At 70.8% G+C, this 20,066-nt stretch carries 23 protein-coding genes; 13 read left to right on the top strand and 10 right to left on the bottom strand.

Features of this window, described 5'->3' with window-relative positions; all coding sequences use genetic code 11:
* Nucleotides 1-21: 21 nt before the first annotated feature.
* A complete protein-coding gene (locus tag AB0B64_RS30030) occupies nucleotides 22-759 on the top strand; it encodes a dienelactone hydrolase family protein (protein ID WP_357939870.1) in 738 nt (245 codons plus the stop codon).
* A 3-nt stretch (nucleotides 760-762) separates the two neighbouring features.
* On the opposite strand, the gene AB0B64_RS30025 is transcribed toward AB0B64_RS30030, so the two are convergent.
* From AB0B64_RS30025 to AB0B64_RS30000, 6 genes are all read right to left on the bottom strand, one after another.
* Nucleotides 763-1,584: a metal-dependent hydrolase gene (locus AB0B64_RS30025; RefSeq protein WP_358181294.1), complete on the bottom strand. Its 822-nt coding sequence runs from the start codon at nucleotides 1,582-1,584 to the stop codon at nucleotides 763-765.
* A complete protein-coding gene (locus tag AB0B64_RS30020; protein ID WP_357939866.1) occupies nucleotides 1,581-2,828 on the bottom strand; it encodes an MFS transporter in 1,248 nt (415 codons plus the stop codon). The genes AB0B64_RS30025 and AB0B64_RS30020 overlap by 4 nt, the downstream gene beginning before the upstream one ends.
* A gap of 125 nt (nucleotides 2,829-2,953) precedes the next feature.
* Nucleotides 2,954-3,640: an SRPBCC family protein gene (locus AB0B64_RS30015; protein ID WP_357939865.1), complete on the bottom strand. Its 687-nt coding sequence runs from the start codon at nucleotides 3,638-3,640 to the stop codon at nucleotides 2,954-2,956.
* Nucleotides 3,641-3,669: 29 nt separating this feature from the next.
* On the bottom strand, nucleotides 3,670-4,050 hold the full coding sequence (locus AB0B64_RS30010; RefSeq protein WP_357939863.1) for a hypothetical protein: 381 nt from the start codon (nucleotides 4,048-4,050) through the stop codon (nucleotides 3,670-3,672).
* Nucleotides 4,047-4,409: a hypothetical protein gene (locus AB0B64_RS30005; RefSeq protein ID WP_357939861.1), complete on the bottom strand. Its 363-nt coding sequence runs from the start codon at nucleotides 4,407-4,409 to the stop codon at nucleotides 4,047-4,049. The genes AB0B64_RS30010 and AB0B64_RS30005 overlap by 4 nt, the downstream gene beginning before the upstream one ends.
* A 10-nt stretch (nucleotides 4,410-4,419) precedes the next feature.
* A complete protein-coding gene (locus AB0B64_RS30000; RefSeq protein WP_358181291.1) occupies nucleotides 4,420-5,109 on the bottom strand; it encodes a TetR/AcrR family transcriptional regulator in 690 nt (229 codons plus the stop codon).
* A gap of 54 nt (nucleotides 5,110-5,163) precedes the next feature.
* Here AB0B64_RS30000 and AB0B64_RS29995 point away from each other — a divergent pair, with 54 nt between their 5' ends.
* Together AB0B64_RS29995 and AB0B64_RS29990 are read left to right on the top strand one after the other, a co-directional pair.
* Nucleotides 5,164-6,519, top strand: coding sequence for an MDR family MFS transporter (locus AB0B64_RS29995; RefSeq protein ID WP_358181288.1), 1,356 nt, complete (start codon nucleotides 5,164-5,166; stop codon nucleotides 6,517-6,519).
* Nucleotides 6,489-6,983: a DUF523 domain-containing protein gene (locus tag AB0B64_RS29990; protein WP_357939855.1), complete on the top strand. Its 495-nt coding sequence runs from the start codon at nucleotides 6,489-6,491 to the stop codon at nucleotides 6,981-6,983. The genes AB0B64_RS29995 and AB0B64_RS29990 overlap by 31 nt, the downstream gene beginning before the upstream one ends.
* Here AB0B64_RS29990 and AB0B64_RS29985 read toward each other — a convergent pair.
* On the bottom strand, nucleotides 6,959-7,339 hold the full coding sequence (locus tag AB0B64_RS29985; RefSeq protein ID WP_357939853.1) for a hypothetical protein: 381 nt from the start codon (nucleotides 7,337-7,339) through the stop codon (nucleotides 6,959-6,961). The two genes, AB0B64_RS29990 and AB0B64_RS29985, sit on opposite strands and share 25 nt — an antisense overlap.
* Before the next feature lie 84 nt (nucleotides 7,340-7,423).
* Nucleotides 7,424-7,963, bottom strand: a complete 540-nt coding sequence (locus tag AB0B64_RS29980) for a hypothetical protein (protein WP_357939851.1) — start codon at nucleotides 7,961-7,963, stop codon at nucleotides 7,424-7,426.
* 27 nt (nucleotides 7,964-7,990) lie between these two features.
* On the opposite strand from AB0B64_RS29980, the gene AB0B64_RS29975 reads away from it, so the two are divergent.
* From AB0B64_RS29975 to AB0B64_RS29940, 8 genes are all read left to right on the top strand, one after another.
* Nucleotides 7,991-8,668 (top strand): response regulator transcription factor, encoded by a 678-nt coding sequence (locus AB0B64_RS29975; protein WP_357939849.1) that lies wholly within the window; start codon nucleotides 7,991-7,993, stop codon nucleotides 8,666-8,668.
* Nucleotides 8,665-9,966, top strand: coding sequence for a HAMP domain-containing sensor histidine kinase (locus AB0B64_RS29970; RefSeq protein WP_358181285.1), 1,302 nt, complete (start codon nucleotides 8,665-8,667; stop codon nucleotides 9,964-9,966). Before AB0B64_RS29975 ends, AB0B64_RS29970 begins: the two co-directional genes overlap by 4 nt.
* Before the next feature lie 41 nt (nucleotides 9,967-10,007).
* Complete coding sequence (locus tag AB0B64_RS29965; RefSeq protein WP_358181513.1) at nucleotides 10,008-11,006, top strand: lytic polysaccharide monooxygenase; 999 nt, start codon at nucleotides 10,008-10,010, stop codon at nucleotides 11,004-11,006.
* A gap of 176 nt (nucleotides 11,007-11,182) precedes the next feature.
* Complete coding sequence (locus AB0B64_RS29960) at nucleotides 11,183-12,685, top strand: M28 family metallopeptidase (RefSeq protein WP_358181282.1); 1,503 nt, start codon at nucleotides 11,183-11,185, stop codon at nucleotides 12,683-12,685.
* 305 nt (nucleotides 12,686-12,990) lie between these two features.
* Nucleotides 12,991-13,938, top strand: a complete 948-nt coding sequence (locus AB0B64_RS29955; protein ID WP_358181279.1) for a hypothetical protein — start codon at nucleotides 12,991-12,993, stop codon at nucleotides 13,936-13,938.
* A 173-nt stretch (nucleotides 13,939-14,111) separates the two neighbouring features.
* Nucleotides 14,112-15,908 carry a Na+/H+ antiporter NhaA gene (nhaA, locus tag AB0B64_RS29950; protein ID WP_358181276.1) on the top strand — a complete coding sequence of 599 codons (1,797 nt, stop codon included), beginning with the start codon at nucleotides 14,112-14,114 and terminating at the stop codon, nucleotides 15,906-15,908.
* A gap of 66 nt (nucleotides 15,909-15,974) precedes the next feature.
* On the top strand, nucleotides 15,975-16,484 hold the full coding sequence (locus tag AB0B64_RS29945; protein WP_358181273.1) for a hypothetical protein: 510 nt from the start codon (nucleotides 15,975-15,977) through the stop codon (nucleotides 16,482-16,484).
* A gap of 70 nt (nucleotides 16,485-16,554) precedes the next feature.
* Nucleotides 16,555-17,331: a hypothetical protein gene (locus AB0B64_RS29940; protein WP_358181270.1), complete on the top strand. Its 777-nt coding sequence runs from the start codon at nucleotides 16,555-16,557 to the stop codon at nucleotides 17,329-17,331.
* Here the strand turns inward: AB0B64_RS29940 and AB0B64_RS29935 are convergent.
* A complete protein-coding gene (locus AB0B64_RS29935) occupies nucleotides 17,318-17,770 on the bottom strand; it encodes a hypothetical protein (RefSeq protein ID WP_358181267.1) in 453 nt (150 codons plus the stop codon). The genes AB0B64_RS29940 and AB0B64_RS29935 overlap by 14 nt on opposite strands.
* Nucleotides 17,771-17,814: 44 nt before the next feature.
* Here AB0B64_RS29935 and AB0B64_RS29930 point away from each other — a divergent pair, with 44 nt between their 5' ends.
* Both AB0B64_RS29930 and AB0B64_RS29925 read left to right on the top strand, forming a co-directional pair.
* Nucleotides 17,815-18,789, top strand: a complete 975-nt coding sequence (locus tag AB0B64_RS29930) for a YafY family protein (RefSeq protein ID WP_358181264.1) — start codon at nucleotides 17,815-17,817, stop codon at nucleotides 18,787-18,789.
* Between the two features lie 81 nt (nucleotides 18,790-18,870).
* Nucleotides 18,871-19,047 (top strand): hypothetical protein, encoded by a 177-nt coding sequence (locus AB0B64_RS29925; RefSeq protein WP_358181261.1) that lies wholly within the window; start codon nucleotides 18,871-18,873, stop codon nucleotides 19,045-19,047.
* Here the strand turns inward: AB0B64_RS29925 and AB0B64_RS29920 are convergent.
* The gene (locus tag AB0B64_RS29920; protein ID WP_358181258.1) at nucleotides 19,002-19,937 is read right to left on the bottom strand and encodes a GNAT family N-acetyltransferase; all 936 of its coding nucleotides are present in this window, start codon (nucleotides 19,935-19,937) and stop codon (nucleotides 19,002-19,004) included. The two genes, AB0B64_RS29925 and AB0B64_RS29920, sit on opposite strands and share 46 nt — an antisense overlap.
* Nucleotides 19,938-20,066 lie beyond the last annotated feature (129 nt).

The raw sequence follows: 20,066 nt of genomic DNA, 5'->3' as shown, positions 1-20,066 counted from the left end.
CTTTGGTAATTTCGCCCCATCATGTGCTACGACGACGATGCGCAACCACCCGTCCCCACCGCCCCCATCACCGGCACGAGCGCCTCCGGCATAAGGCTGACCTCGGCCGACGGCACCGTGTTCGCCGCCTACGAGGCTCGTCCCGACGACGTCCGCGGGCCGGGCGTGGTCATCCTGCCCGACCTGCGCGGGCTGCACGACTTCTACAAGCAGCTGGCCGTACGGCTGGCGGAGCAGGGTCACCCGGCCATCGCCATCGACTACTACGGCAGGACCGCCACCGACGACGATCGGGGCGAGGACTTCCCCTTCATGGAGCACGTCTCCAAGCTCGGCAGGGAGAGCATCCAGGACGACATCATGGCCGCGGCCGACCGGCTGGGCAGGCCGGCGGTGGCGCTCGGGTTCTGCGCGGGCGGGCGCAACGCGTTCCTGGCATCGGCGCCGCGCTTCGGGCTGGCGGGCGTGATCGGCTTCTACGGCGCGCCGGGCATCGTGGGCCCGTACGGTCCCGGGCCGACGCAGCACGCGGCCGAGCTGGGCGCGCCGATCCTGGGCCTGTTCGGGGGCGCCGACGAAAAGATCACCGGTGAGCAGGTGAGCGAGTTCGGCGAGGCGCTGACGGAGGCGGGGGTGGCGCACGAGCTGATCACGTACCCGGGCGCCCCGCACGGCTTCTTCGACGCCACCGCCGCCGGGCACGAGGAGGCCTGCGCCGACGCCTGGCAGCGGGTGCTCGCCTTCCTCAGAGACAAGTAGTCCTCAGCGACAAGTAGTACGCATGGTCAGCGCGGCATCCGCCAGATCCAGCTCGACCGTGACGACCCCGAGCTCCGCCGTACCCCGGACATGCGTGCCGCCGCACGGGATCGAGGTCTCCCCTTCCGGCAGCGCGCAGTGCCACGTACGGCGGGCCGTCAGCCCGGGCCCCGGCACGTCGAGCCAGACCGCCGCGTCGGCCGCGACCCACGCCTTGAGCCGGTCGTTCATCTCCGAGGTGACCTGCGAGAGGTCCAGTCCCTCGGCGGAGAACCCCTTCTTGCGCAGGGACTTGCCGAGCCGGTAGACGTCCTCGCTGCCGAAGGGGGAGATCCGCGACGAGGTGATCGCGCTCTGGTCGAAGTCCGGGTGGCCGAGCCCGTCGGGCGCCGCGGGCTTGCGCCAGTGCCCGGCCAGGGCGGCGTTCAGGGCGAGCGCGGCCAGGTGGCAGGCGGTGTGCCCGGCCGACAGGGCCGCCCGGTGGCCGGGGTCCACCTCCAGCGCGACCTCGGTCCCCACGGGCAGCGGGGTCTCGGTCACGTGGACGACCAGCCAGGCCCAGCCCTCGGTGCCCCGGCGTACCGGGATGTCGGGGCCGAGGAAGATCTCGCCGGTGCCCGACTGGGCCCCCGTGACGCAGTCGGCCACCGGCAGCCCGCCGATCGTGCCCCGGTCGGCGGGCTGGTCCGGCCAGGTGTGATCGAGCGGGTGGAACGGTGTTTCGGCGACGACGAGACCGTGCCGGCCCCCCGCCGGCACGGCCCCGACGATTTCCGAGCGGCCACTGACATGACCGTCGGGGAAGGTGACAACTGTCGAGTTCATCCGCCCATTCTGGCAGGGACGGGCTTGTTCACCGGCAGGGACTCGTCCTCGAGATACCGGTCACGTCCCGCGTACAGCCCGGTGAGAAGCTGCACGACCAGCACCGCGAACATCAGCGCGTACGGCAGCGTCCACCCACCGGTCATCTGGTGCAGCACCCCCACGAGCAGCGGCCCCGCACCCGCGATCAGGTAGCCGGCGCTCTGCCCGAACGCCGACAGCGCGGCGGTGGTCTCCGGCGTACGCGTACGCAGGGCGAGCATCATCAGCGCCAGCGGGAACGACCCCATGCCGATCGCCACGAACGTCACCCAGACCGCCGCCGTCGAGATCGGCGCGAGCCACAGCCCGGCGAACCCGATGGCGTAGCAGGCGACGAGCCCGACGACGACCGGCCGCTGGTCGCGGAAGCGGGAGGCGAGGACGGGCACCAGGATCGAGACCGGGATGCTCAACGCGGTGAACACGCCGAGCAGGAGCCCGGCCTGGCCGGTGGTGTAGCCGCCGTCGGTGAGGATGGTGGCGAGCCAGCCGAACATGATGTAAGCGATCATGGACTGGGTGCCGAAGTAGATCGCGACCATCCAGGCCAGCTTGCTCCTGACGAGCCGGCGGATGCCCGCGTCCTCCTGGCCGATGCGCCGCTCCGGCTCACTGCGCAGGAGCGCAAGCCACGGAATGACGGCGACGGCGGCCAGGGCCGCCCACACGCCGAGCGCGATGTGCCAGTCACCTGACGCGCGCTCGATCGGCACGGTGGCCGCGGCGGCGAGCATGGTGCCGACGGCCAGCGCCACGGTGTAGACGGTGGTCATGACCCCGGTACGACCCGGGAAGTGACGCTTGATCAGCGTCGGGATGAGCACGTTGCCGACGGCCCCGCCCGACAGCGCGACCGCGCTGCTCAGCAGGAACACCGGCGCGGAGTCGACCAGCGAGCGTACGAGCAGGCCCACGCCGAGCGTGACGAGCGCGAGCAGCAGCAGCCGGTGCTCGCCGACGCGCCTGGCCAGCGTGGGCGTGACGGCGCCGACCGTCGCGAAGGCCAGCACGGGTAGCGTGGTGAGCAGTCCGGTGCCGACGCTCGACATGCCGAGCGCGCCGGCGAGCTGGTCGAGCAGTGGGCCCACGCTGGTGACGGCGGTACGCAGGTTGAGCGCCGCGAGAACGATTCCCAGCACGAGGAGCCAGACAAGGGATCTGCCTTTGGACTCTTGGTCGGTCTCTTGGACGAGCACGCTCATGCGGGGACGGTCCTCCACTCATCAAGTCATGGGATGAATCGCCATGTTAACAGGCCCGAAACCCGCATTTATTCCTAAACATGGCAAACCCCCCGAGAACACCCGGGGGGTTTGCGGTAAAGCCATCACAGGATGGGGCGCGGCTCCTGCGGCGGCTCGTCACGCGGAGGCACCGGGCCGGGCGGGGGGCTCGGCACGGGGCCGGGCGGCGGGAGCGTGGCGCCGCCGGGGAACTCGCCGCCACCGCCGATGGTGCCGGGCGGCATCGGCCGATCACCACCACCGGGCGGCGTCGGCCGGTCCCCGGTCACGGGCGGTACCGGCTGGTCGCCCTGGTCGTAACCGGAGCCGCTCTGGTGCGGCCCGGGCACGTCGCCGCGCCAGCCGCCGGTCTCGCCGCCGCGCGCCTCGATGAACGACTTGAAGCGTTCCATGTCGTTCCTGATGCGCAGGCGGACGATCTGCAGCCAGTCGCCGACCGTCTCGACGAAGCCCTCAGGGTCGTACTCCATCTGGAGCGTGACCTTGGTCGTGTTCGGGTCGAGGTGGTGGAAGGTCACCACACCCGCCTGGTGCGGCCGGTCGACCGATCGCCAGGCGATCCGCTCGTCCGGGTGCTGCTCGGTGATGTCGGCCTCGAACTCGCGCTTGACTCCCGCGATCTCGGTGACCCATGCCGTACGTGTGTCGCTGAGCTGCTTGACTGATTCGACACCCTCCATGAACTCGGGGAAGCTCTCGAACTGCGTCCATTGGTTGTATGCCACCCTGACGGGGACCTGGACATCTACGGAGTGCTCGATCGTGCTCATGAGGGGCCCCTGCCCGAGCCCTCGGCCCGTTAACGCCTGCGCAGCAGCCAGTAGAGGCCGACGAACGGCAGGACCAGCGGGATGAACAGGTAACCCTTCCCGTAGACCGACCAGACGGTGGCCTCCGGGAAAGCGGCCGGATCGAGGACGCTGGCCGTGCCGATGAGCAGCACGCCCGCCAGCTCCACGCCGAGCGCCGCCAGCGCGAGGGTGCGCGCGCCACGGGCCAGCGCGACGGTGAGCAGGATGTAGACCAGCGCGGCGAGCGCCGACAACGTGTAGGCCAGCGGCGCCTCGCCGAACTTGGTGAGGATCTGCACGGTGGCCCGCGCGCCTGCGGCGAGCGCGAAGAGCCCGTAGACGGCGACGAGCGCCCGGCCCGGCCCGCTGCCGATCGCCGGCCCGCTCACGGGAGGCCCTGCCAGATCTGCATCAGCCGGCCCGTCATCACCGCGATCGCGAACCCGGCCACGACCAGGATCGCCGGCCCCCACCGGCTCCGCTCGGCCAGCGCGAGGAAGACGCCCGCCGGCGGGATGACCGCCTGGCCGGCGAGATAGCCGTAGAGCGTGCCCTTCTCGGCGGGGCCCTGGCCGCCGACCACTGCGGCGATCACGATGCCCGCCTGAACCAGCACCGCCACCTCCAGCACGGCGAACCCGACCAGCAGGATCATGCCCATGGACCGGTTGCGGATCGCGGCGATCAGGCTCGCCAGGGCGAGCAGCAGCGAGCCGACGATCACGATCGTGGCGACGGTGGTGTTCATCGGGAAAAGGCTATCGCCCGGGTAGGTCGCCCTCGATTCCGTCCAGCAGCCAGTTGAGACCTCGCTCGTAGGTGTCGTCGGCGCCCGCCACTCCGCCCTCGATCAGCGGCGCGAGCCGGGGGAACGCGCCGCTGGCGACCAGCTCCCGCATGTAGGGCTCGGCGAGGGCGGTCCGCTCGGCGTCGCTGACCCCCATCCGGCGGGGCGCGGCGCGTTCCAGCGACTCGCGGACGATGAAGCCCAGCGAGTAGTCGTCGATCGCGGCCAGGATCCGCCACTTGGCCGGCTGGTCGACCGCCAGCCCGTCGAGCGCGGCCAGCGACTGCTCGACATGACGCAGGCCGTTGGGGCCGACGGAGACGCGCTGGGAGACCAGGTCGACCCGCCACGGGTGCCGGAGCACCATCTCCCGCTCACGCCGGGCGATGGTCAGGATCGCCTCGCGCCAGTCCTCCGGCAGCGGCTCGTCGACCAGCACCTCCGCGGCGATCTCGTCGGCCATCAGGTCGAGGAGGTCTTCCTTGCGCTCGATGTAGGAGTAAAGGGTCATCGCGCGGGCGCCCAGCTCGGTGGCCACACGCCGGATCGAGACGGCCCCCAGCCCTTCGGCGTCGGCGATCGCGATCGCGGCGGCCACGATCGCCTCCCGGGTCAGCGCGGGGCGTCGCTGCGGCGCGGGCCGCGACCAGACGGAACTCACGAGCCCAGTCTAAGCGGGGCGATACGCCGTACGAGAAGTGTTACGGTGTACGTCATGCGATACAGCGTACGAGATCCCCTCAAAACGACCGGCCTGGTGGTCCTGCTGGGCGTGATCATGACGATTCTCGACACGACGATCATGAATGTGGCCGTCAACGTCCTGGCCCGCGACTTCCACACGACGCTCGCCACCATGCAGTGGGTGATCACCGGCTACCTGCTGGCCCTGTCCATGACCATCCCGATCACCGGCTGGGCGGTCGGCCGGTTCGGCACGAAGGCGGTCTGGCTGACCTCGCTGGTGCTGTTCGCCGGCGGCTCCGCCCTGAGCGCCACGGCCTGGTCGGTGGGCGCCCTGATCGCCTTCCGCGCGGTCCAGGGGCTGGGCGGCGGCCTGCTCATGCCGGTCGGCCAGGCGATGATGGCCCAGGTAGCGGGCCAGGACCGGATGGGCCGGGCGATGGCCATGATCTCGGTGCCCGCGATGCTGGCCCCGGTGCTCGGGCCCGTGCTCGGCGGCGTGATCGTGCGCGACCTCGACTGGCACTGGCTCTTCCTGATCAACCTGCCCGTCTGCGTCATCGCCCTGGTGGCCGCGATCAAGCTGCTGCCCGGCGGGCAGCCGACCGGCGGGAGCCGCCTCGACGTGCTCGGCCTGGCGCTGCTCTCCCCCGGCCTGGCCGCGCTGGTGTACGGCCTGTCGGAGGTGGGCAACGGCGCCTCGCTCGCCCATCCGGCGCTGTGGGGCGGGCTCGCGCTGGTGGCGGTGTTCGCGGTGCAGGCGGTACGGACGCCGGGCGGGCTGCTCGACCTGCGGCTGTTCGGCGACCGTACGTTCGCGGCCGCGGTGGTCGCGCTGATCTGCTACTCGGCGGCGCTGTTCGGCGTGACCGTGCTCGTCCCCCTCTACAGCCAGCTCGCCCAGGGCGGCGACGCGCTGGACGCGGGACTGCTGCTGGCGCCGATGGGAGTCGGCGCGGCCCTGACCATGCCGATCGCCGGCAAGCTCACCGACCGGAGCGGGCCGCGCGGGGTCGGTGCGGCGGGCGTGGCGCTGGCGACGCTCGGCGTGCTGGGGTTCGTGCTGTTCGGCGGGGTCGTCCCGATGTTCGTGCTGGGCCTCGGGCACGGGCTGGTCGCGCCCTCCGTGGCCGCCGCCGCGTTCAAGACGCTCGACCGGGCCGCCATGCCCGCCGCCTCCACGCTGAGCAACATCTCGGTACGGCTGGCGTCGTCGTTCGGCGTGGCGCTGCTGGCCGTACTCCTGCAGGTCTTCACCAGGGCGGGCGTCGCCGAGCCGTTCACCTACGCGTTCGGCTGCGCGATCGCGCTGGCCGCCGTCTCGCTGGTGCCGATCGCGCTCCTAAAATCGTCGGTATGGAGAGAGTCCTCGTCAGCGCCTGCCTGATGGGCCGGCGGGTGCGCTACGACGGCGGCGCCAAGACCAGCGCCGACGCCCGGCTCGCCGCCTGGCGCGAGGAGGGCCGCCTGGTGCCGTTCTGCCCCGAGGTGGAGGGCGGGCTGCCGACCCCGCGCCCGGCCGCCGAGATCGAGGGCGGGGTCAGCGGCGCGGCCGTGCTGTCGGGAGCCGCCCGCGTGCTCACCGCCGACGGGTCCGACGTCACGGCCGAGTTCCTGGCGGGCGCGCAGTCGGCGCTCGCCGTCGCCCGCTCCTTCGGCGTCCGGGTGGCGCTGCTTAAAGAGGGCAGCCCCTCGTGCGGCTCGCTGACCGTCTACGACGGCACGTTCCGGGGCCGCCGGACACCCGGCCAGGGCGTCACCACGGCGCTGCTGGAGCTCAACGGGATCCGCGTCTTCACCGAGGACCACATCGCCGAAGCCGATGCCTATCTGCGTACCCTCGACACGTAACCGGCGGCGGCCAGGCCCGCGATCAACAGTGCCGCCATCGTGCGGTGATACCAGGTGTTCAGTGCGGTCGTCTCGCCCGCGCCGAACGCCATCGCGAGTATCCCCATCAGCACCCCGGCCAGCGCGCCCGCGTGGGTGTGGAACAAGCCGTCCCACGCCCACGGCCGGCGGCTCAGCGCGCCGCGGGCGCCGACGAGCATGGCCAGGCCGCAGAGCGTCTCCACGATCGTCGCCGGCACGATCACGGGCTCGCGCAGCGGGCCGAGCGGAAGCCCGGTGTGCAGCAGCGCCGCGCAGAAGAAGATCAGCGCGTAGGCCGCTGAGAGGGCTCCCAGCGCTTTCCGCAGTGCGTCCATGCGGTCACGTTCGCACCTGGGGCAGCGCTGGGAATCGGCTGTACGGCTATGGCTCGGCTACTCCGTCCGTAGTAGTGAGCGCCATCAGTACTCCCAGGTGTCGGTGCGCTGCTCGCCACTGATGCACCAGACCCCCGAGCCGTGCTCGCCCTTGACCAGGTCCACCCTGATCCAGCCGGTGTTCCTGGCGACCTTGGTGGAGTAGCCGCTCCTGGGAGTGGCCGACACCAGGCGGCAGCCGTCGGGGCCCAGCGTGAACGCCACCTCGCCGCCCTTCACCGACACCACCCGCAGGTTCTTCGGGGTGCTGGTGGGTGCGGGCGCCTGCGTCTTCCGCGCCGCGGGCTTGGTGGGAGCCGCCGTCCTGGTAGGTGTGGGCGTCTTCGTGGGGGCAGGCGTCTTCGTGGGAGTGGGCGTCCTGGTGGGAGCGGACGTCTTGGCGGGAGCGGGCGCCTGGCCGGGCGTACGGTCGCCGTCCGCGACCGCCTGCGCCAGGAACGGCTCAACCTGGACATCGTCCACGAACTCGGTACGCAAGACACCGCGCACGCCGAACCACGACACTGAGACCGCGATCACGGTGGCTCCACACCAGACCACGATGTATCCGAGGGCTCGACGCATGGGACGAATTATGGACGGTTGGTGCGCATGGCGACGGTTCTTGTAGTCGAAGACGATGAATTCGTCCGATCGGCGATCATCCGCGAGCTGGCCGGCCGGCAGCACGCGGTGCGCAGCGCGGGCTGCGCCCTGGACGCGCTCCGGGAGATCTCGCAGAACCCGCCGGACGCCGTCATCCTCGACCTCGGCCTGCCCGACCTCGACGGCTCGGAGGCGCTGAAGATGGTGCGCGGCATCTCCGACGTACCGGTCATCGTGGCCACGGCCCGCGACGACGAGGCCGAGATCGTCAGGCTGCTGGAGGCGGGAGCCGACGACTACCTGGTCAAGCCGTTCTCCGGCGACCACCTGGGTGCCCGGCTGGACGCCGTACTGCGCCGGGCCAGGTCCGCGCCGCCGCCACAGGTGCTGCGCGTCGGCGGGCTGGTGGTCGACGTCAACCGGCGGACGGCCGCGCTGGACGGCGGGCCGCTCACGCTGACCAGGCGCGAGTTCGACCTGCTCGCCTACCTCGCCACGCGGGCCGACCGGGTCGTCACCCGCAAGGAGTTGCTGACCGAGGTCTGGCACCAGGCGTACGGGGACGACCAGACCATCGACGTGCACCTGTCCTGGTTACGCCGCAAGCTCGGCGAAAGCGCCTCGAACCCCCGCTACCTGCATACCGTCCGGGGTGTCGGCTTCATGCTGTCAGCGCCCCGATGAGACGCGCGCTGGCCGTGCTGATGGTCGCCGTCACCTCGATGGTGGCGCTGGCCTTCCTGGTACCGCTCGCCCTGATCGTCAAGGAGACGGCGCAGAGCAGGGCGGTCTCCGGTGCCGAACGCCAGGCGTCGGCGCTGGTCCCGGTGCTGGCCCTGACCACCAAGACAGACGACCTCGCGCACGCGATGGCGCGTACCGAGGCGGGCCGGCGCGGCCTGCTGGCCATCCACGTCAACGGCGGCCCGACCACGGGCACGTCCCGCGCCCCGGCCGCCGAGGTGGCGCGGGCGGCGGCCCAGACCAGGGCCGACTCCGTCGAGCTGCCTGCGGGCCAGGCGCTGCTCCGGCCGGTCGCGCTGGACGGTGACCGGGGCGCGGTGATCGAGGTCTTCGTGCCCGCCGACGACCTGAACCGGGGAGTCGGCACGTCGTGGGCGGTGCTGACGGGTGTGGCCGTGGTGCTCGTGCTCGGCTCGGTGCTCGTCGGCGACCGGCTGGGCGCGCGCGTGGTCCGCTCGGCCCGCCGGCTCGGTTCTGCGGCCACCGCGCTGGGCGCGGGCGATCTGAGCGAGCGCATCTACCCCGAGGGGCCGCCGGAGCTGGTCGCGGCGGCCACGGCGTTCAACGCGATGGCCAACCGGGTCACCCACCTGCTCGCCGCCGAACGCGAGCTGGCCGCCGACCTGTCACACCGCCTGCGTACGCCGCTCACGGCGCTCCGGCTCAGCCTCGACCAGCTCGGCACGCAGGCCGAGCCGAGCAGGCAGGCGCTGGCCCGGCTGGAGAGCGAGGTGGACACGATCATCTCCGCGGCCAGGCGGCCGTCACGCGCCGACCGGGTCTGCGACGCGGCGGAGGTGCTGCGCGACCGGCTGACGTTCTGGTCGGCGCTGGCGGAGGACCAGCAGCGGCCGTGGCAGCTCATCGGCGCGACGCTGCCGGTACGCGTGCCGGTGCCCGCGACCGAGCTGACCGCGGCGGTCGACGCGCTGCTGGGCAACGTGTTCCGGCACACGGCCGAGGGCACCGCGTTCAGCGTGTCCTTGCACGAGGGCAAGGACACGGTCGGCATCCTGATCTCCGACGCCGGTCCCGGCATCGCGGACCCGGAGGCGGCGCTGGAGCGGGGCACCAGCGGCGCCGGCTCGACCGGGCTCGGCCTGGACATCGCCCGCCGCCTGGCGGAGTCGTCCGGCGGGTCACTCCGGCTGGACCGCTCGTCGCTGGGCGGGGCGCAGGTCCAGGTCTGGATCCGCCGCACTGAAAAGGCACCTAAGTCAACCTTAAGAGCGGTTTAAAGAGCATTTTTCGCCCCTTTTCATGCTTCAACGTGATCTACATGCAGATCAAGCGCAAGGCGCTCGCCGCCGCCACCCTCACCGTTCCCACGCTGCTCGTCCTGACCGTCGCGCCCGGTGTCGCCAACGCCCACGGCACCATGAACAACCCGCCCAGCCGGACCCTGGTCTGCTACAACGAGAACCCGGAGAGCCCCAAGTCCGCCGCCTGCAAGAAGGCCGTGGAACTCGGCGGCACCCAGCCGCTCTACGACTGGAACGAGGTCAACCTGGCGAACGCCGCGGGCAGGCACCGCGAGCTCATCCCGGACGGCAAGCTGTGCAGCGCGGGCCGCGACAAGTACCGCGGCTTCGACCAGGCACGCGCCGACTGGCCCGCCACCAGCATGTCGAGCGGCGCCTCGTTCACCTTCCGCTACCGGTCGACCGCTCCGCACAAGGGCTCCTTCGAGCTGTACGTCACCAAGGACGGCTATGACCCGTCGAAGCCGCTCAAGTGGTCGGACCTGGAGTCGAAGCCGTTCCTCACCCAGCGCGATCCCGCGCTGACGGACGGCGCCTACAACCTCCAGGGCAAGCTGCCCGCCAAGCAGGGCCGCCACCTGATCTACTCCATCTGGCAGCGCAGCGACAGCCCCGAGGCGTTCTACTCCTGCTCGGACGTGACCTTCGGCGGCGGCACGACCACCCCGACCACCGCCCCCACCTCTGCCCCGACCAGCAAGCCCACCACGCAGCCGACCAGCGCTCCGCCGGCCCAGCAGCCCGGCGGCATCGCCCTGTCGGCGATCAACGCGGGTGCCGGGGTCAGCCCCGCCTCGGTCAGGGTGGGCGGGCAGGTGACGGTCACGGCGGTGTGCGGTGGGTCCAAGGTACGCGGCGTGGCCTCCGGCGCCTTCAGCCCGCGCCAGGCGTTCGCTCCGGCGTCGGCCGCCGCCTGGACGCCGTCGTTCAGGGCCGCCCGAACAGGTACGTACCCGGTGATCGTCTACTGCCGGAACGGCGGCCAGGCCCGCACGGTCGTTTCCGTACGGGCCTGACACTCGCCCTCTGGCCGTCCCCATGTGAACTTCTGTGACAAATGGGTCTTCTCAGGATCAAGTCCGCTAGTTACGTTCAGGCAGCGCGGCTGTTTACGGGCTGTCCGCGCCTGCCAAACATCCCAGAACGGGATCTAGCGACCTGACCTCTGTCCACCCCCCACGGAGGACCCCCGATGAAGCTCCTCGCGGCATTAGGCACTCTCGCGCTGGCCTTACCCCTGGCGCTCAGCGCGCCCACACCAGCGGCCGTCGCGGCGGCACCACCGAACATCTCCCTCACCAACGTCAAGGCCCACCTGACGCAGCTGCAGACGATCGCCACCAACAACGGCGGCACCCGCGCGCACGGCCGGCCCGGCTACCTGGCCTCGGCCAACTACGTGAAGGGCCAGCTCGACGCCGCCGGATACACCACGACGCTGCAGTCGTTCACCTACAACGGCGCCACCGGCTACAACGTGATCGCCGACTGGCCGGGCGGCGACCCCAACGACATCCTCATGATCGGCTCCCACCTCGACAGCGTCACCGCCGGACCCGGCATCAACGACAACGGCTCGGGCTCGGCGTCGATCCTGGAGGTCGCGCTGGAGGTCTCGCGCCAGGCGCTGCAGCCCACGAAGCACCTGCGCTTCGCCTGGTGGGGCGCCGAGGAGCTGGGGCTGCGCGGCTCGCAGTTCTACGTGAACAACCTGCCGGCCGCCGAACGTACCAAGATCAAGGCGTACCTGAACTTCGACATGGTCGGCTCCCCCAACCCCGGCTACTTCCTCTACGACGGCGACAACTCCGACGGCACCGGCTCCGGGCCGGGCCCGGCCGGATCGGCGCAGCTGGAACAGACCCTGGCGGCGTACTTCTCCTCCATCGGCGTCCCGACCCGCGGCACCGACTTCGACGGCCGCTCCGACTACGGCCCGTTCATCGCCGTCGGCATCGCGGCGGGCGGCACGTTCACCGGCGCCGAGGGGATCAAGTCGAGCGCGCAGGCGCAGCTCTGGGGCGGTACGGCGGGCCAGGCGTTCGACTCCTGCTACCACCGGTCCTGCGACACGACCGCCAACATCAACGACACCGCGCTCGACCGCAACGCCGACGCCATCGCCTACTCCGTCTGGACGATCGCCACCGCCACACCGCCCGTGACCGTCTGGTCGGACACGTTCGAGACCGCCAACGGCTGGGTCACCAACGCCGGTGGCACCGACACCGCGACCACCGGCCAGTGGGAGCGCGGCGACCCGGAGGCGACGACCTCCAGCGGCACCAAGCAGCTCGGCACCACGGTGAGCGGCACGAACGACCTGGTCACCGGCAGACTGGCCGGGGCCAGTGCGGGCGAGAACGATCTGGACGGCGGCACCACCTCGATCCAGTCACCGGCGATCACCCTGCCGACCGGCGGGACGCTCAAGCTGTCGCTCTCGTGGTATCTCGCGCACGGCAGCAACGCCTCCAGCGCCGACTTCTTCCGCGTCAGGGTGGTGGGGAACACTTCCAGCACGGTGTTCCAGCAGCTGGGGGCCGCGAGCAACCGCGACGCCGCCTGGAGTACGGCCACCGCCGACGTCTCCGCCTTCGCCGGGCAGAGCGTCCGCATCGTGATCGAGGCCGCCGACGCGTCAGGGGCCAGCCTGGTCGAGGCGGGCGTGGACGACGTCAAGATCACCCGGTAGGGAAATGACCCAATGAGCCCGGGCCGCGCGGGGCCTGGGCTCATTGCTGTCCGGAAGCCTGAAGGGTGGAGGCCGTACCGTCGAGCAGCCGCAGCGCCGTCTCGATCATCGTTTCGCGACTCAATCGGGGCCGCGTGGCCCTGTTCATCAATTATTAGCTTAGTTGCGCCAAACGGGCCGTCACCTGCGGTTCTCCGTTTCCAGTGGTACGCGATGGCACTACGGGGCACATGTGACTGCCGTCCGGCTTACTTCCGGTTTAGACCCGCCGGGATTGAATCGGAGCAACTCAGCTGGAGGACATAGTGACGCCAACGCGTTCTGACCACCCAAACGAGGACCTGTCGATCGGACCGGACGCGCCGCGCAGGCGCGTCCCACGGCCGCTGATCGTTGCCGCGACCATCGCCATGGTGGCGACGAGCGGGATCGGAGTGGCCGCCGCGGCGTCGGGAACGCCGACGGAGACGCCGACTCCCACGCCGACAATCAGCGAGACACCTACCGAGACCCCGACCGAGACACCCACAGAAACCCCCACAGCGACCGAGTTGCCGCCCATCAGCCCTTGGGGCTTCGTCGGTGCGATGCACGGCGAGTTCGCGGTGGCGACCAAGGACGGTTGCGGCGTCGTCACGCTGCTCGCCCAGACCGGGCAGGCGACCGCCGTCGCCGAGGACTCCATCACCGTGAAGAGCCAGGACGGCTTCGAGAAGGTGTACGCGATCAGCGAGTCCACCCGCACGATCGCGGGACGCCGTGGGACCAGCAAGGTCAAGGAGGGCGACTGGGTATCGGTGACCGCCACCGCCAATGAGGACACGGGCACAACGCCGCCCCCAGAAACACCCACAGAGACACCGACCGAAACACCGACCGAAACCCCAACAGAGACACCGGCCCAAACGCCCACCGAAACGCCCGCCGAGACGCCGACCGTGACGCCCACAGTCACGGCGACATTGGCGCCCACCGAGACGACCGCACCAACAGCGACCGCGACAGCGACAGCCGCTTACGTCTTCGACCTGTCGAGGCCCACCAAGAACTTCTGGCGCGGCCACGGCTGGTGGCAGTCGAAGCAGTCGTGGATGAACCCGCCGACCTGGCGTACCCCGACCGCCTGCCCCACACCCACCGAAACCGTGACCCCACCCGAGACCCCCACAGACACCCCGACCATCGACCCGACCCCGACAACCTCCGAGACCCCGACCCCGACCCCGACCCCCACGCCCACCCCGAACTCGTGAGCATCCGGTAGCGGCGCGGCTCCTGTCCCGAGCAGCCCCCTCACCACCCCGGAAGTGCTCCGACCAGCCGCTCCACCCCTGAAGCGCGGTGGGGCGGCCCATGCGAGGCGGACCTCGCCGCCCATCTTCGGTCTCACCCGCGCGCCGCCTATCATCGGACGCCGGGGGTCTACATGTTGCGGGCGTTCTTCAAGACCGAGACCGGCAGCACCAGCGTGCTGCTGGCGGCCACCCTGCTTGCCCTGCTGTGGGCCAACTCCCCCTGGGGCGGCACGTACGAATCCTTCTGGCACACCAACATGGGCCTGTCGTTCGGCAGCGCCACGTTCGAGCTCGACCTGCGCCACTGGGTCAACGACGGCCTCATGACCATCTTCTTCTTCGTCATCGGCCTGGAGATCTCCTACGAGGCGCGGCTCGGCCAGTTGCGGGATCGGCGGCTGATCGCGGTGCCCGCGCTCGCGGCGCTGGGCGGGATGATGGTGCCCGCCGGTGTCTATCTCGCGCTGAACGCGGGTGGGCCCGCGGCCGGTGGGTGGGGGGTGCCGATCGCCACCGACACCGCGTTCGTGCTCGGCATGCTCGCCATCGTGGGAGCGCGGTGCCCGGAGCCGTTGCGGGTGTTCCTGCTGACGCTGGCGATCGTCGACGACGTGCTGGCGATCATCATCATCGCGCTCTTCTACACCGAGAGCCTGGACGTCATCGCCCTGGTGGTCGCGGCGGCGCTGCTGGCGGCGATCGTGACGCTGCGGTGGCTGAGGATCTGGCGGGCGCCCGCGTACATCGTGCTCGGGTTCGCGCTGTGGGTGGCCACGCTGGAGAGCGGCGTGCATCCGACGCTGATCGGCATCGCGCTGGGCATCCTGGTGTTCGTGTACGCGCCCAGCGACCGCAAGCTGCTCCGCGCCGACGAGGCCGTACACGAGTTCACCAGCGACCCGAGCCCCGAGGCGGCCAGGGTGGCGGCGCGCACGCTGCGGCGGGCCGTGTCCGTCAACGAGCGGCTGCAACTCCTGCTGCACCCCTGGAGCAGCTATGTGATCGTGCCGATCTTCGCGCTGGCCAACGCGGGTGTCCGGCTCGACGCCGAGACGCTGCGCACGGCCTTGACCTCGCCCATCACGATCGGAGTGGCGGCCGGGCTGCTGCTGGGGAAATTCGTCGGCATCTCGCTGGGCACCTGGCTGCCGCTGAAGTCCGGCTGGGGGATCCTGCCCGGCAACCTGGTCTGGGGACAGTTGCTGGGCGGGGCGGCGGTGTCCGGCATCGGGTTCACGGTGGCGCTGTTCATCGTGGACCTGGCCTTCGACGACCCGGCGGTGCAGAGCCAGGCGAAGATCGGCATCCTGGCCGGGTCGCTGCTGGCGGCGCTGATGGGCGGGGCGATCTTCCGGATGGCCTGGGACCGCGGCGGGGTGTGCGCGCCTCCCGACGCCGAGCCGGAGGAGGAGCTACCCGAGTTGCTGACCGAGCCCGTGGGACCCGACGACCACGTACGGGGGCCGGCGGACGCGCGGGTAACGATCGTGGAGTACGGCGACTTCGAGTGCCCCTACTGCGGAGCTCTCCATCCGGTCCTGAGCGAGCTGCTGCGGAAGTCCGCCGACGTGCGCCTGGTGTTCAGGCACTTCCCGCTGCGGACCATACATCCTCGGGCCTTTCCCGCCGCGGTGGTCGCCGAGGCCGCGGCGATGGAGGGCCGGTTCTGGGAGATGCACGACACCCTCTTCGACAACCAGCGCTTCCTGACCGACACCGACCTGGCCCGCTACGCCGCCGAACTGGACGTCGAGCCGTGGCCCGACGTGCCCGCGCAGGCCGCGCGGGTCGACCGGGACGAGGAGTCGGGCCGCGCGAGCGGCGTCCGCGGGACGCCCACGCTGTTCCTGAACGGCGTCCGCTACCAGGGCGACCTGGATCTCCGTTCGATCACCCGGGCGGTGGAAAGCGCGCGTCAATCCCCGTAAGGTCGCGTCTCGACAAGAGAACGTGCGAAATGCGTACTGCGCGCCTGAGCCGAAAGATTGGGACATATGCTTTCCCAAGTTCTGTACACCATCCTCGCGCTGCTGATGAGCGGCCTGCTGATCGTGGGCGTCGTGCTGACAGCCAAGGCGAAGGCGGAGCACGGCCGGGCGGCCACCTTGGGGATGTTCGGCTGCTTCGTGCTCCTGTTCGGCGAGCTCTACAGCATCGTGCGCATTTTCACGTTGGACAGCCTGGCTCGCGCGATCGGCTCCGACTCGTTCCCCATAGTGCTGTTCGTGATAGACGCGATCGGCACGCTCATCACCGCCGTCGGTGTGGGATTGCTGATCTGGGCCGTGGTCGCCCGCCGCACCCCGGCCCAGCCGCAGCAGACGCCGGGCTGGCAGCAACCCCAGCAGCCACAGGGCTGGCAGCAGCCTCAGCAGTCGGAGTGGCAGCGGCAGTCCCAGTCGCCGCCCGAGTGGCAGCCGCAGTCCCCGCCGCAGCCGCCCTCGGCCCCGCAGCCCGGCTGGCAGAACCCCGAGCGGCCCGGCTGGCAGAACCCGCAAGGCTAACCAGCCGCCCGATCGCCTAGGAATGTGACAATGTCTGGATAAAGCTCTCTGCGCCGCGTCCGAGGGGATCATGACTCCAGAGCAGCCGGATCAGCCCGGCCCCGACCCCAACCGGACCATCAGGCACCGCTGGCCGCAACCCGAGCCACCCCGCCAGGAACCCGGCCAGAGCCCTTACACGCAGCGCCTGCCCTACACCCCCGACATGCTCCCCGACGTCCCCCAGTACGAGGCCAAGCCGCCGAAGTCGGGCTGGTGGTGGGTGATCGTGGTCGGCGGGGTGGCGGTCCTGGTGGTCGCCGTGGCCGTGGTCGCCCTCCTGTGGGCCCGGAGCACCGTCGAGCCGCCCGTCAAACCGGGCTCGCAGTCGTCCGTCAAATCGGGCCCCGCACGGATCACCGACACCAAGGCCCAGGTGTCCTACCTCATCCCGGAGGGCTGGACGAAGGCCGACCGGCCGTCCTACACCTCGGGCATCGCCGCGGGCGGCGCGGTCGTGGTCGCCTTCCCGCAGCAGCAGGGCGGCATCGGCGGCGCCGCCACGTCCGAGCAGTTACAGGCCAGGGCCGACGCCGTGGCGCTGGACACGGCCCGGCGGTTCCTGCCCGACCTGGGCAGCCGGGACGGCCTGCGCACCCAGGCGCTGGAGGTCGGCGGCCAGCCGGCGGCCACGGCGTCGTTCCGGGTGGTGTTCAAGAGCGCCACCAAGGATCCGGCTTATGTCCGCATCGTGGCGGTGCACACCGCCGATGGCGGCCTCTCCTACGTGTACGGCAGCACGGTGCCTGACGGCGACGCCGCCCGCCGGGCCCTCGACGGGGTGCTCGACAGCGTCACGCCCGCGTGAAGTCCATGGTCCAGTTGGTCTCCCAGGTCTGCCCGCCGTCCGCCGAGAAGGCCTGCTCCCACCGGCAGGAGTCCGGGCCGCGCACGGTCCAGATGAACCGGCAGCGCACCGGCGCGCCGTCGTACCGCTCCTCGCCGTAGAACTCGCCCCGGTCACCGTCGAAGGCGCCGACCATGGGCGTCGTGTCGAGCGTTCCCCGGGAGGTGCTGGCCCAGTAGATCGACCACTGCTGTGTCGCGGGGTTGAAGATCCGGATGGTCAGCCCGGAGAATCCCCTGGCCGGACACTTGATCTCGTCGAAGCTCGCCGCGCCGTCGAAGTGGCGGCTGGCCACACTGATGCCGGGGAACTCATCCCACTCGTCACTACCTGTCAGCGGCTTGACGAGCCTGCGGTTGATGACGTTCCAGGAGCCGGAGAGGAAGTCGAAGTCGTTCATGCGGACGAACGTAGAGCAGGGTCACTGACAGGTAGTGTCAGTGAATGCGCGCCTCCCGGCTGGTCTCTCTCCTCCTGCTGCTGCAGACGCGCGGCCGCATGACCGCCCAGGAGCTGGCCGAGCGGCTCGAGGTCTCCGTACGGACGATCTACCGCGACGTCGAGTCGCTGCACACCGCGGGCATCCCGCTGTACGGCGACGCCGGGCCGAAAGGCGGCTACCAACTCCTCGACGGCTACCGCACCCGGCTCACCGGGCTGACCACGGACGAGGCGGAGTCGTTGTTCCTCGCCGGGCTGCCGGGTCCCGCGGCCGAGCTGGGATTGGCCGCCGTGGTGACGGCCGCGCAGCTCAAGCTGATGGCCGCGCTGCCCGTCGAGCTGCGCGACCGGGCCGGGCGGATCCAGGAGCGCTTCCACCTGGACGCCCCGACCTGGTACCGCGACGCGCAGCCGGTGACGCACCTGCCGGCCGTGGCCGACGCTGTGTGGAACGAGCGCGTCCTGGAGGTCAGATACCGCCGCTGGCAGGCGCCCCAGGAGGTCGAGCGGCGGCTGGAGCCGTACGGGCTGGTGGTCAAGGCCGGGCGCTGGTATCTGGTGGCGCGGGCCGGTGAGCAGGTGCGTACCTACCGGGTGTCACAGATCCTCGGCCTGCACGCGCTGCCCGAGCGCTTCACCCGGCCCGACGACTTCGACCTGACCGTCTACTGGCAGGCGTACCTGGCCGAGTTCGAGGCCCGGCTGCGGTGGGGCGAGGCGGTGATCCGGCTGTCGCCGCAGGGGATGCGGCTGCTGGCCAACCTCATGACGCCCGGGGTCTCGGCGGCGGCGAAGGAGAGCGCGCAGCCGCCGGACGGCGAGGGCTGGACTCAGGTGACGGTCCCGATCGAGTCGATCGAGCACGCGGCGGGTGAGTTCCTGCGGCTCGGCACGGACGTCGAGGTTCTCGCTCCCACCGAGCTCCGCGACCGCGTCGCCACCACGGCCGCGGAGCTGACCCGCCGCTACCACGGGTGAGCCGACCCGCGTGAGCCGACCTGACGGGAGCTCACCGCGTGAGCGCCGTCTCCTCGGCCTGCCGCTCGGGGATGGACAGGCGTGGGTGGCCGCGCTCCCGAGCGTGAGGTGCAGCAGCGTCGCGCGGTCGCCGCGCAGGACGTGCTGGGCGAGCCCGGCGCCCGCGGTCAGATCCAGGTCGCCCGCGTGGGCCCCGATGGCGAGCACATGGGTCACGCCGACCGCCTCATCACGTGGAAGCGCCTGGTCACCTCGTAGCCTGCTCTGCTGTAGAGGTGACCGGCCGGGCTCGCCTCGCCCGTCCACAGGAACCACGAGGAGTGCAGGGCTTCGGCCCGCATCATGGTCATGGTCAGGTGGAGGAGGATCTTGCCGAGCCCGGTGCCCCGCTCGCCTGGATCGACCCCGAACGGCCCGAACCTCTCAGGGATCCCCCGGTAAGCCCCGTATAACGCGAACCCGACTATTTCCGCGTTTTTCGCGATGATCATGCGTTTGGTGTCGCGGTGCTGCCTGATCGCCTCGCCCCAGTCCGGGTTGAAGACGTCGGCCGCGAACCGGATGAGCTCCGGTAACTCCCCTTCACGCGGGCTGCGGAACTCGTACCCCTCGCCCTCCCGCTTGGCCCGCAGCGCGCGCACCTCGTCGGGCGTCACGTAGCCGACCAGCGTGCGGTCCATCGCGACCGGCGAGTAGAGCGTCTCGAACCCCAGCCGTTCCAGCAGCCGGTACCCGTCGGGGTAGAGCGCGGCATCGGCGCCCGGCAGCACGTAGTTGGGCGTGTAGGAGGAGAAGTCGATCCTGGTCCTGCCCCGGGCTTCGAGGAAGGCGACCGCCTCGCCGAGCAACCGCCGCCCGAGCCCGGCCCCCCGGTGCTCGGGCGCCACGAAGAAGAACGGGATCCAGCCCGTCTCCGGCTCCAGGTCGGTGCCCGGGGCGAGCGGGATCAGCCGGCGCACGGCGTACGCGCAGCCGGCCACCCGCCCGTCGATCACGGCGACCCGCAGCCCCTCGGGGTCGAAGTTGGGGTCGAGCAGCACGCAGTCACGGAACCAGCCGGAGGTCGTGGGGTCGCCTGGCATGCTCTGATTCCAGGCGTCTATGAGGGAGACCTCGTCCCCCGAGGCGAACGCGCGGACAGTGACCATGGGGGTCCTTTCACCCTGGGCTCTGCCTTCCCACCCTCCCCAGTGATGAAGAGCCAGGTCAAGAGGTATCAGGAAAGAATTTTCCCCGACAACGTAGCCCTGGAAACTTTCTTTCGCCTCCGGTAAGTA

Origin of the sequence: Nonomuraea sp. NPDC049129 (assembly GCF_040648495.1) — a bacterium.
Taxonomy (GTDB): domain Bacteria; phylum Actinomycetota; class Actinomycetes; order Streptosporangiales; family Streptosporangiaceae; genus Nonomuraea.
Note: the sequence above shows the minus strand (reverse complement) of the source record. Positions and strands in the feature narration are given on the sequence as shown.

Excerpts from the sequence above, each read along its gene's own strand:
- AB0B64_RS29940 (WP_358181270.1), top strand. The coding sequence starts at position 16,555 with ATGACTCCAGAGCAGCCGGATCAGCCCGGCCCCGACCCCAACCGGACC.
- AB0B64_RS29930 (WP_358181264.1), top strand. The coding sequence starts at position 17,815 with ATGCGCGCCTCCCGGCTGGTCTCTCTCCTCCTGCTGCTGCAGACGCGC.
- AB0B64_RS29935 (WP_358181267.1), bottom strand. The coding sequence starts at position 17,770 with ATGAACGACTTCGACTTCCTCTCCGGCTCCTGGAACGTCATCAACCGC.
- AB0B64_RS29920 (WP_358181258.1), bottom strand. The coding sequence starts at position 19,937 with ATGGTCACTGTCCGCGCGTTCGCCTCGGGGGACGAGGTCTCCCTCATA.
- AB0B64_RS29960 (WP_358181282.1), top strand. The coding sequence starts at position 11,183 with ATGAAGCTCCTCGCGGCATTAGGCACTCTCGCGCTGGCCTTACCCCTG.
- AB0B64_RS30020 (WP_357939866.1), bottom strand. The coding sequence starts at position 2,828 with ATGAGCGTGCTCGTCCAAGAGACCGACCAAGAGTCCAAAGGCAGATCC.
- AB0B64_RS29990 (WP_357939855.1), top strand. The coding sequence starts at position 6,489 with ATGGAGAGAGTCCTCGTCAGCGCCTGCCTGATGGGCCGGCGGGTGCGC.
- AB0B64_RS29995 (WP_358181288.1), top strand. The coding sequence starts at position 5,164 with ATGCGATACAGCGTACGAGATCCCCTCAAAACGACCGGCCTGGTGGTC.
- nhaA (WP_358181276.1), top strand. The coding sequence starts at position 14,112 with ATGTTGCGGGCGTTCTTCAAGACCGAGACCGGCAGCACCAGCGTGCTG.
- AB0B64_RS29945 (WP_358181273.1), top strand. The coding sequence starts at position 15,975 with ATGCTTTCCCAAGTTCTGTACACCATCCTCGCGCTGCTGATGAGCGGC.
- AB0B64_RS29975 (WP_357939849.1), top strand. The coding sequence starts at position 7,991 with ATGGCGACGGTTCTTGTAGTCGAAGACGATGAATTCGTCCGATCGGCG.
- AB0B64_RS30025 (WP_358181294.1), bottom strand. The coding sequence starts at position 1,584 with ATGAACTCGACAGTTGTCACCTTCCCCGACGGTCATGTCAGTGGCCGC.
- AB0B64_RS30005 (WP_357939861.1), bottom strand. The coding sequence starts at position 4,409 with ATGAACACCACCGTCGCCACGATCGTGATCGTCGGCTCGCTGCTGCTC.
- AB0B64_RS29985 (WP_357939853.1), bottom strand. The coding sequence starts at position 7,339 with ATGGACGCACTGCGGAAAGCGCTGGGAGCCCTCTCAGCGGCCTACGCG.
- AB0B64_RS29980 (WP_357939851.1), bottom strand. The coding sequence starts at position 7,963 with ATGCGTCGAGCCCTCGGATACATCGTGGTCTGGTGTGGAGCCACCGTG.
- AB0B64_RS29970 (WP_358181285.1), top strand. The coding sequence starts at position 8,665 with ATGAGACGCGCGCTGGCCGTGCTGATGGTCGCCGTCACCTCGATGGTG.
- AB0B64_RS30015 (WP_357939865.1), bottom strand. The coding sequence starts at position 3,640 with ATGAGCACGATCGAGCACTCCGTAGATGTCCAGGTCCCCGTCAGGGTG.
- AB0B64_RS29965 (WP_358181513.1), top strand. The coding sequence starts at position 10,008 with ATGCAGATCAAGCGCAAGGCGCTCGCCGCCGCCACCCTCACCGTTCCC.
- AB0B64_RS30030 (WP_357939870.1), top strand. The coding sequence starts at position 22 with ATGTGCTACGACGACGATGCGCAACCACCCGTCCCCACCGCCCCCATC.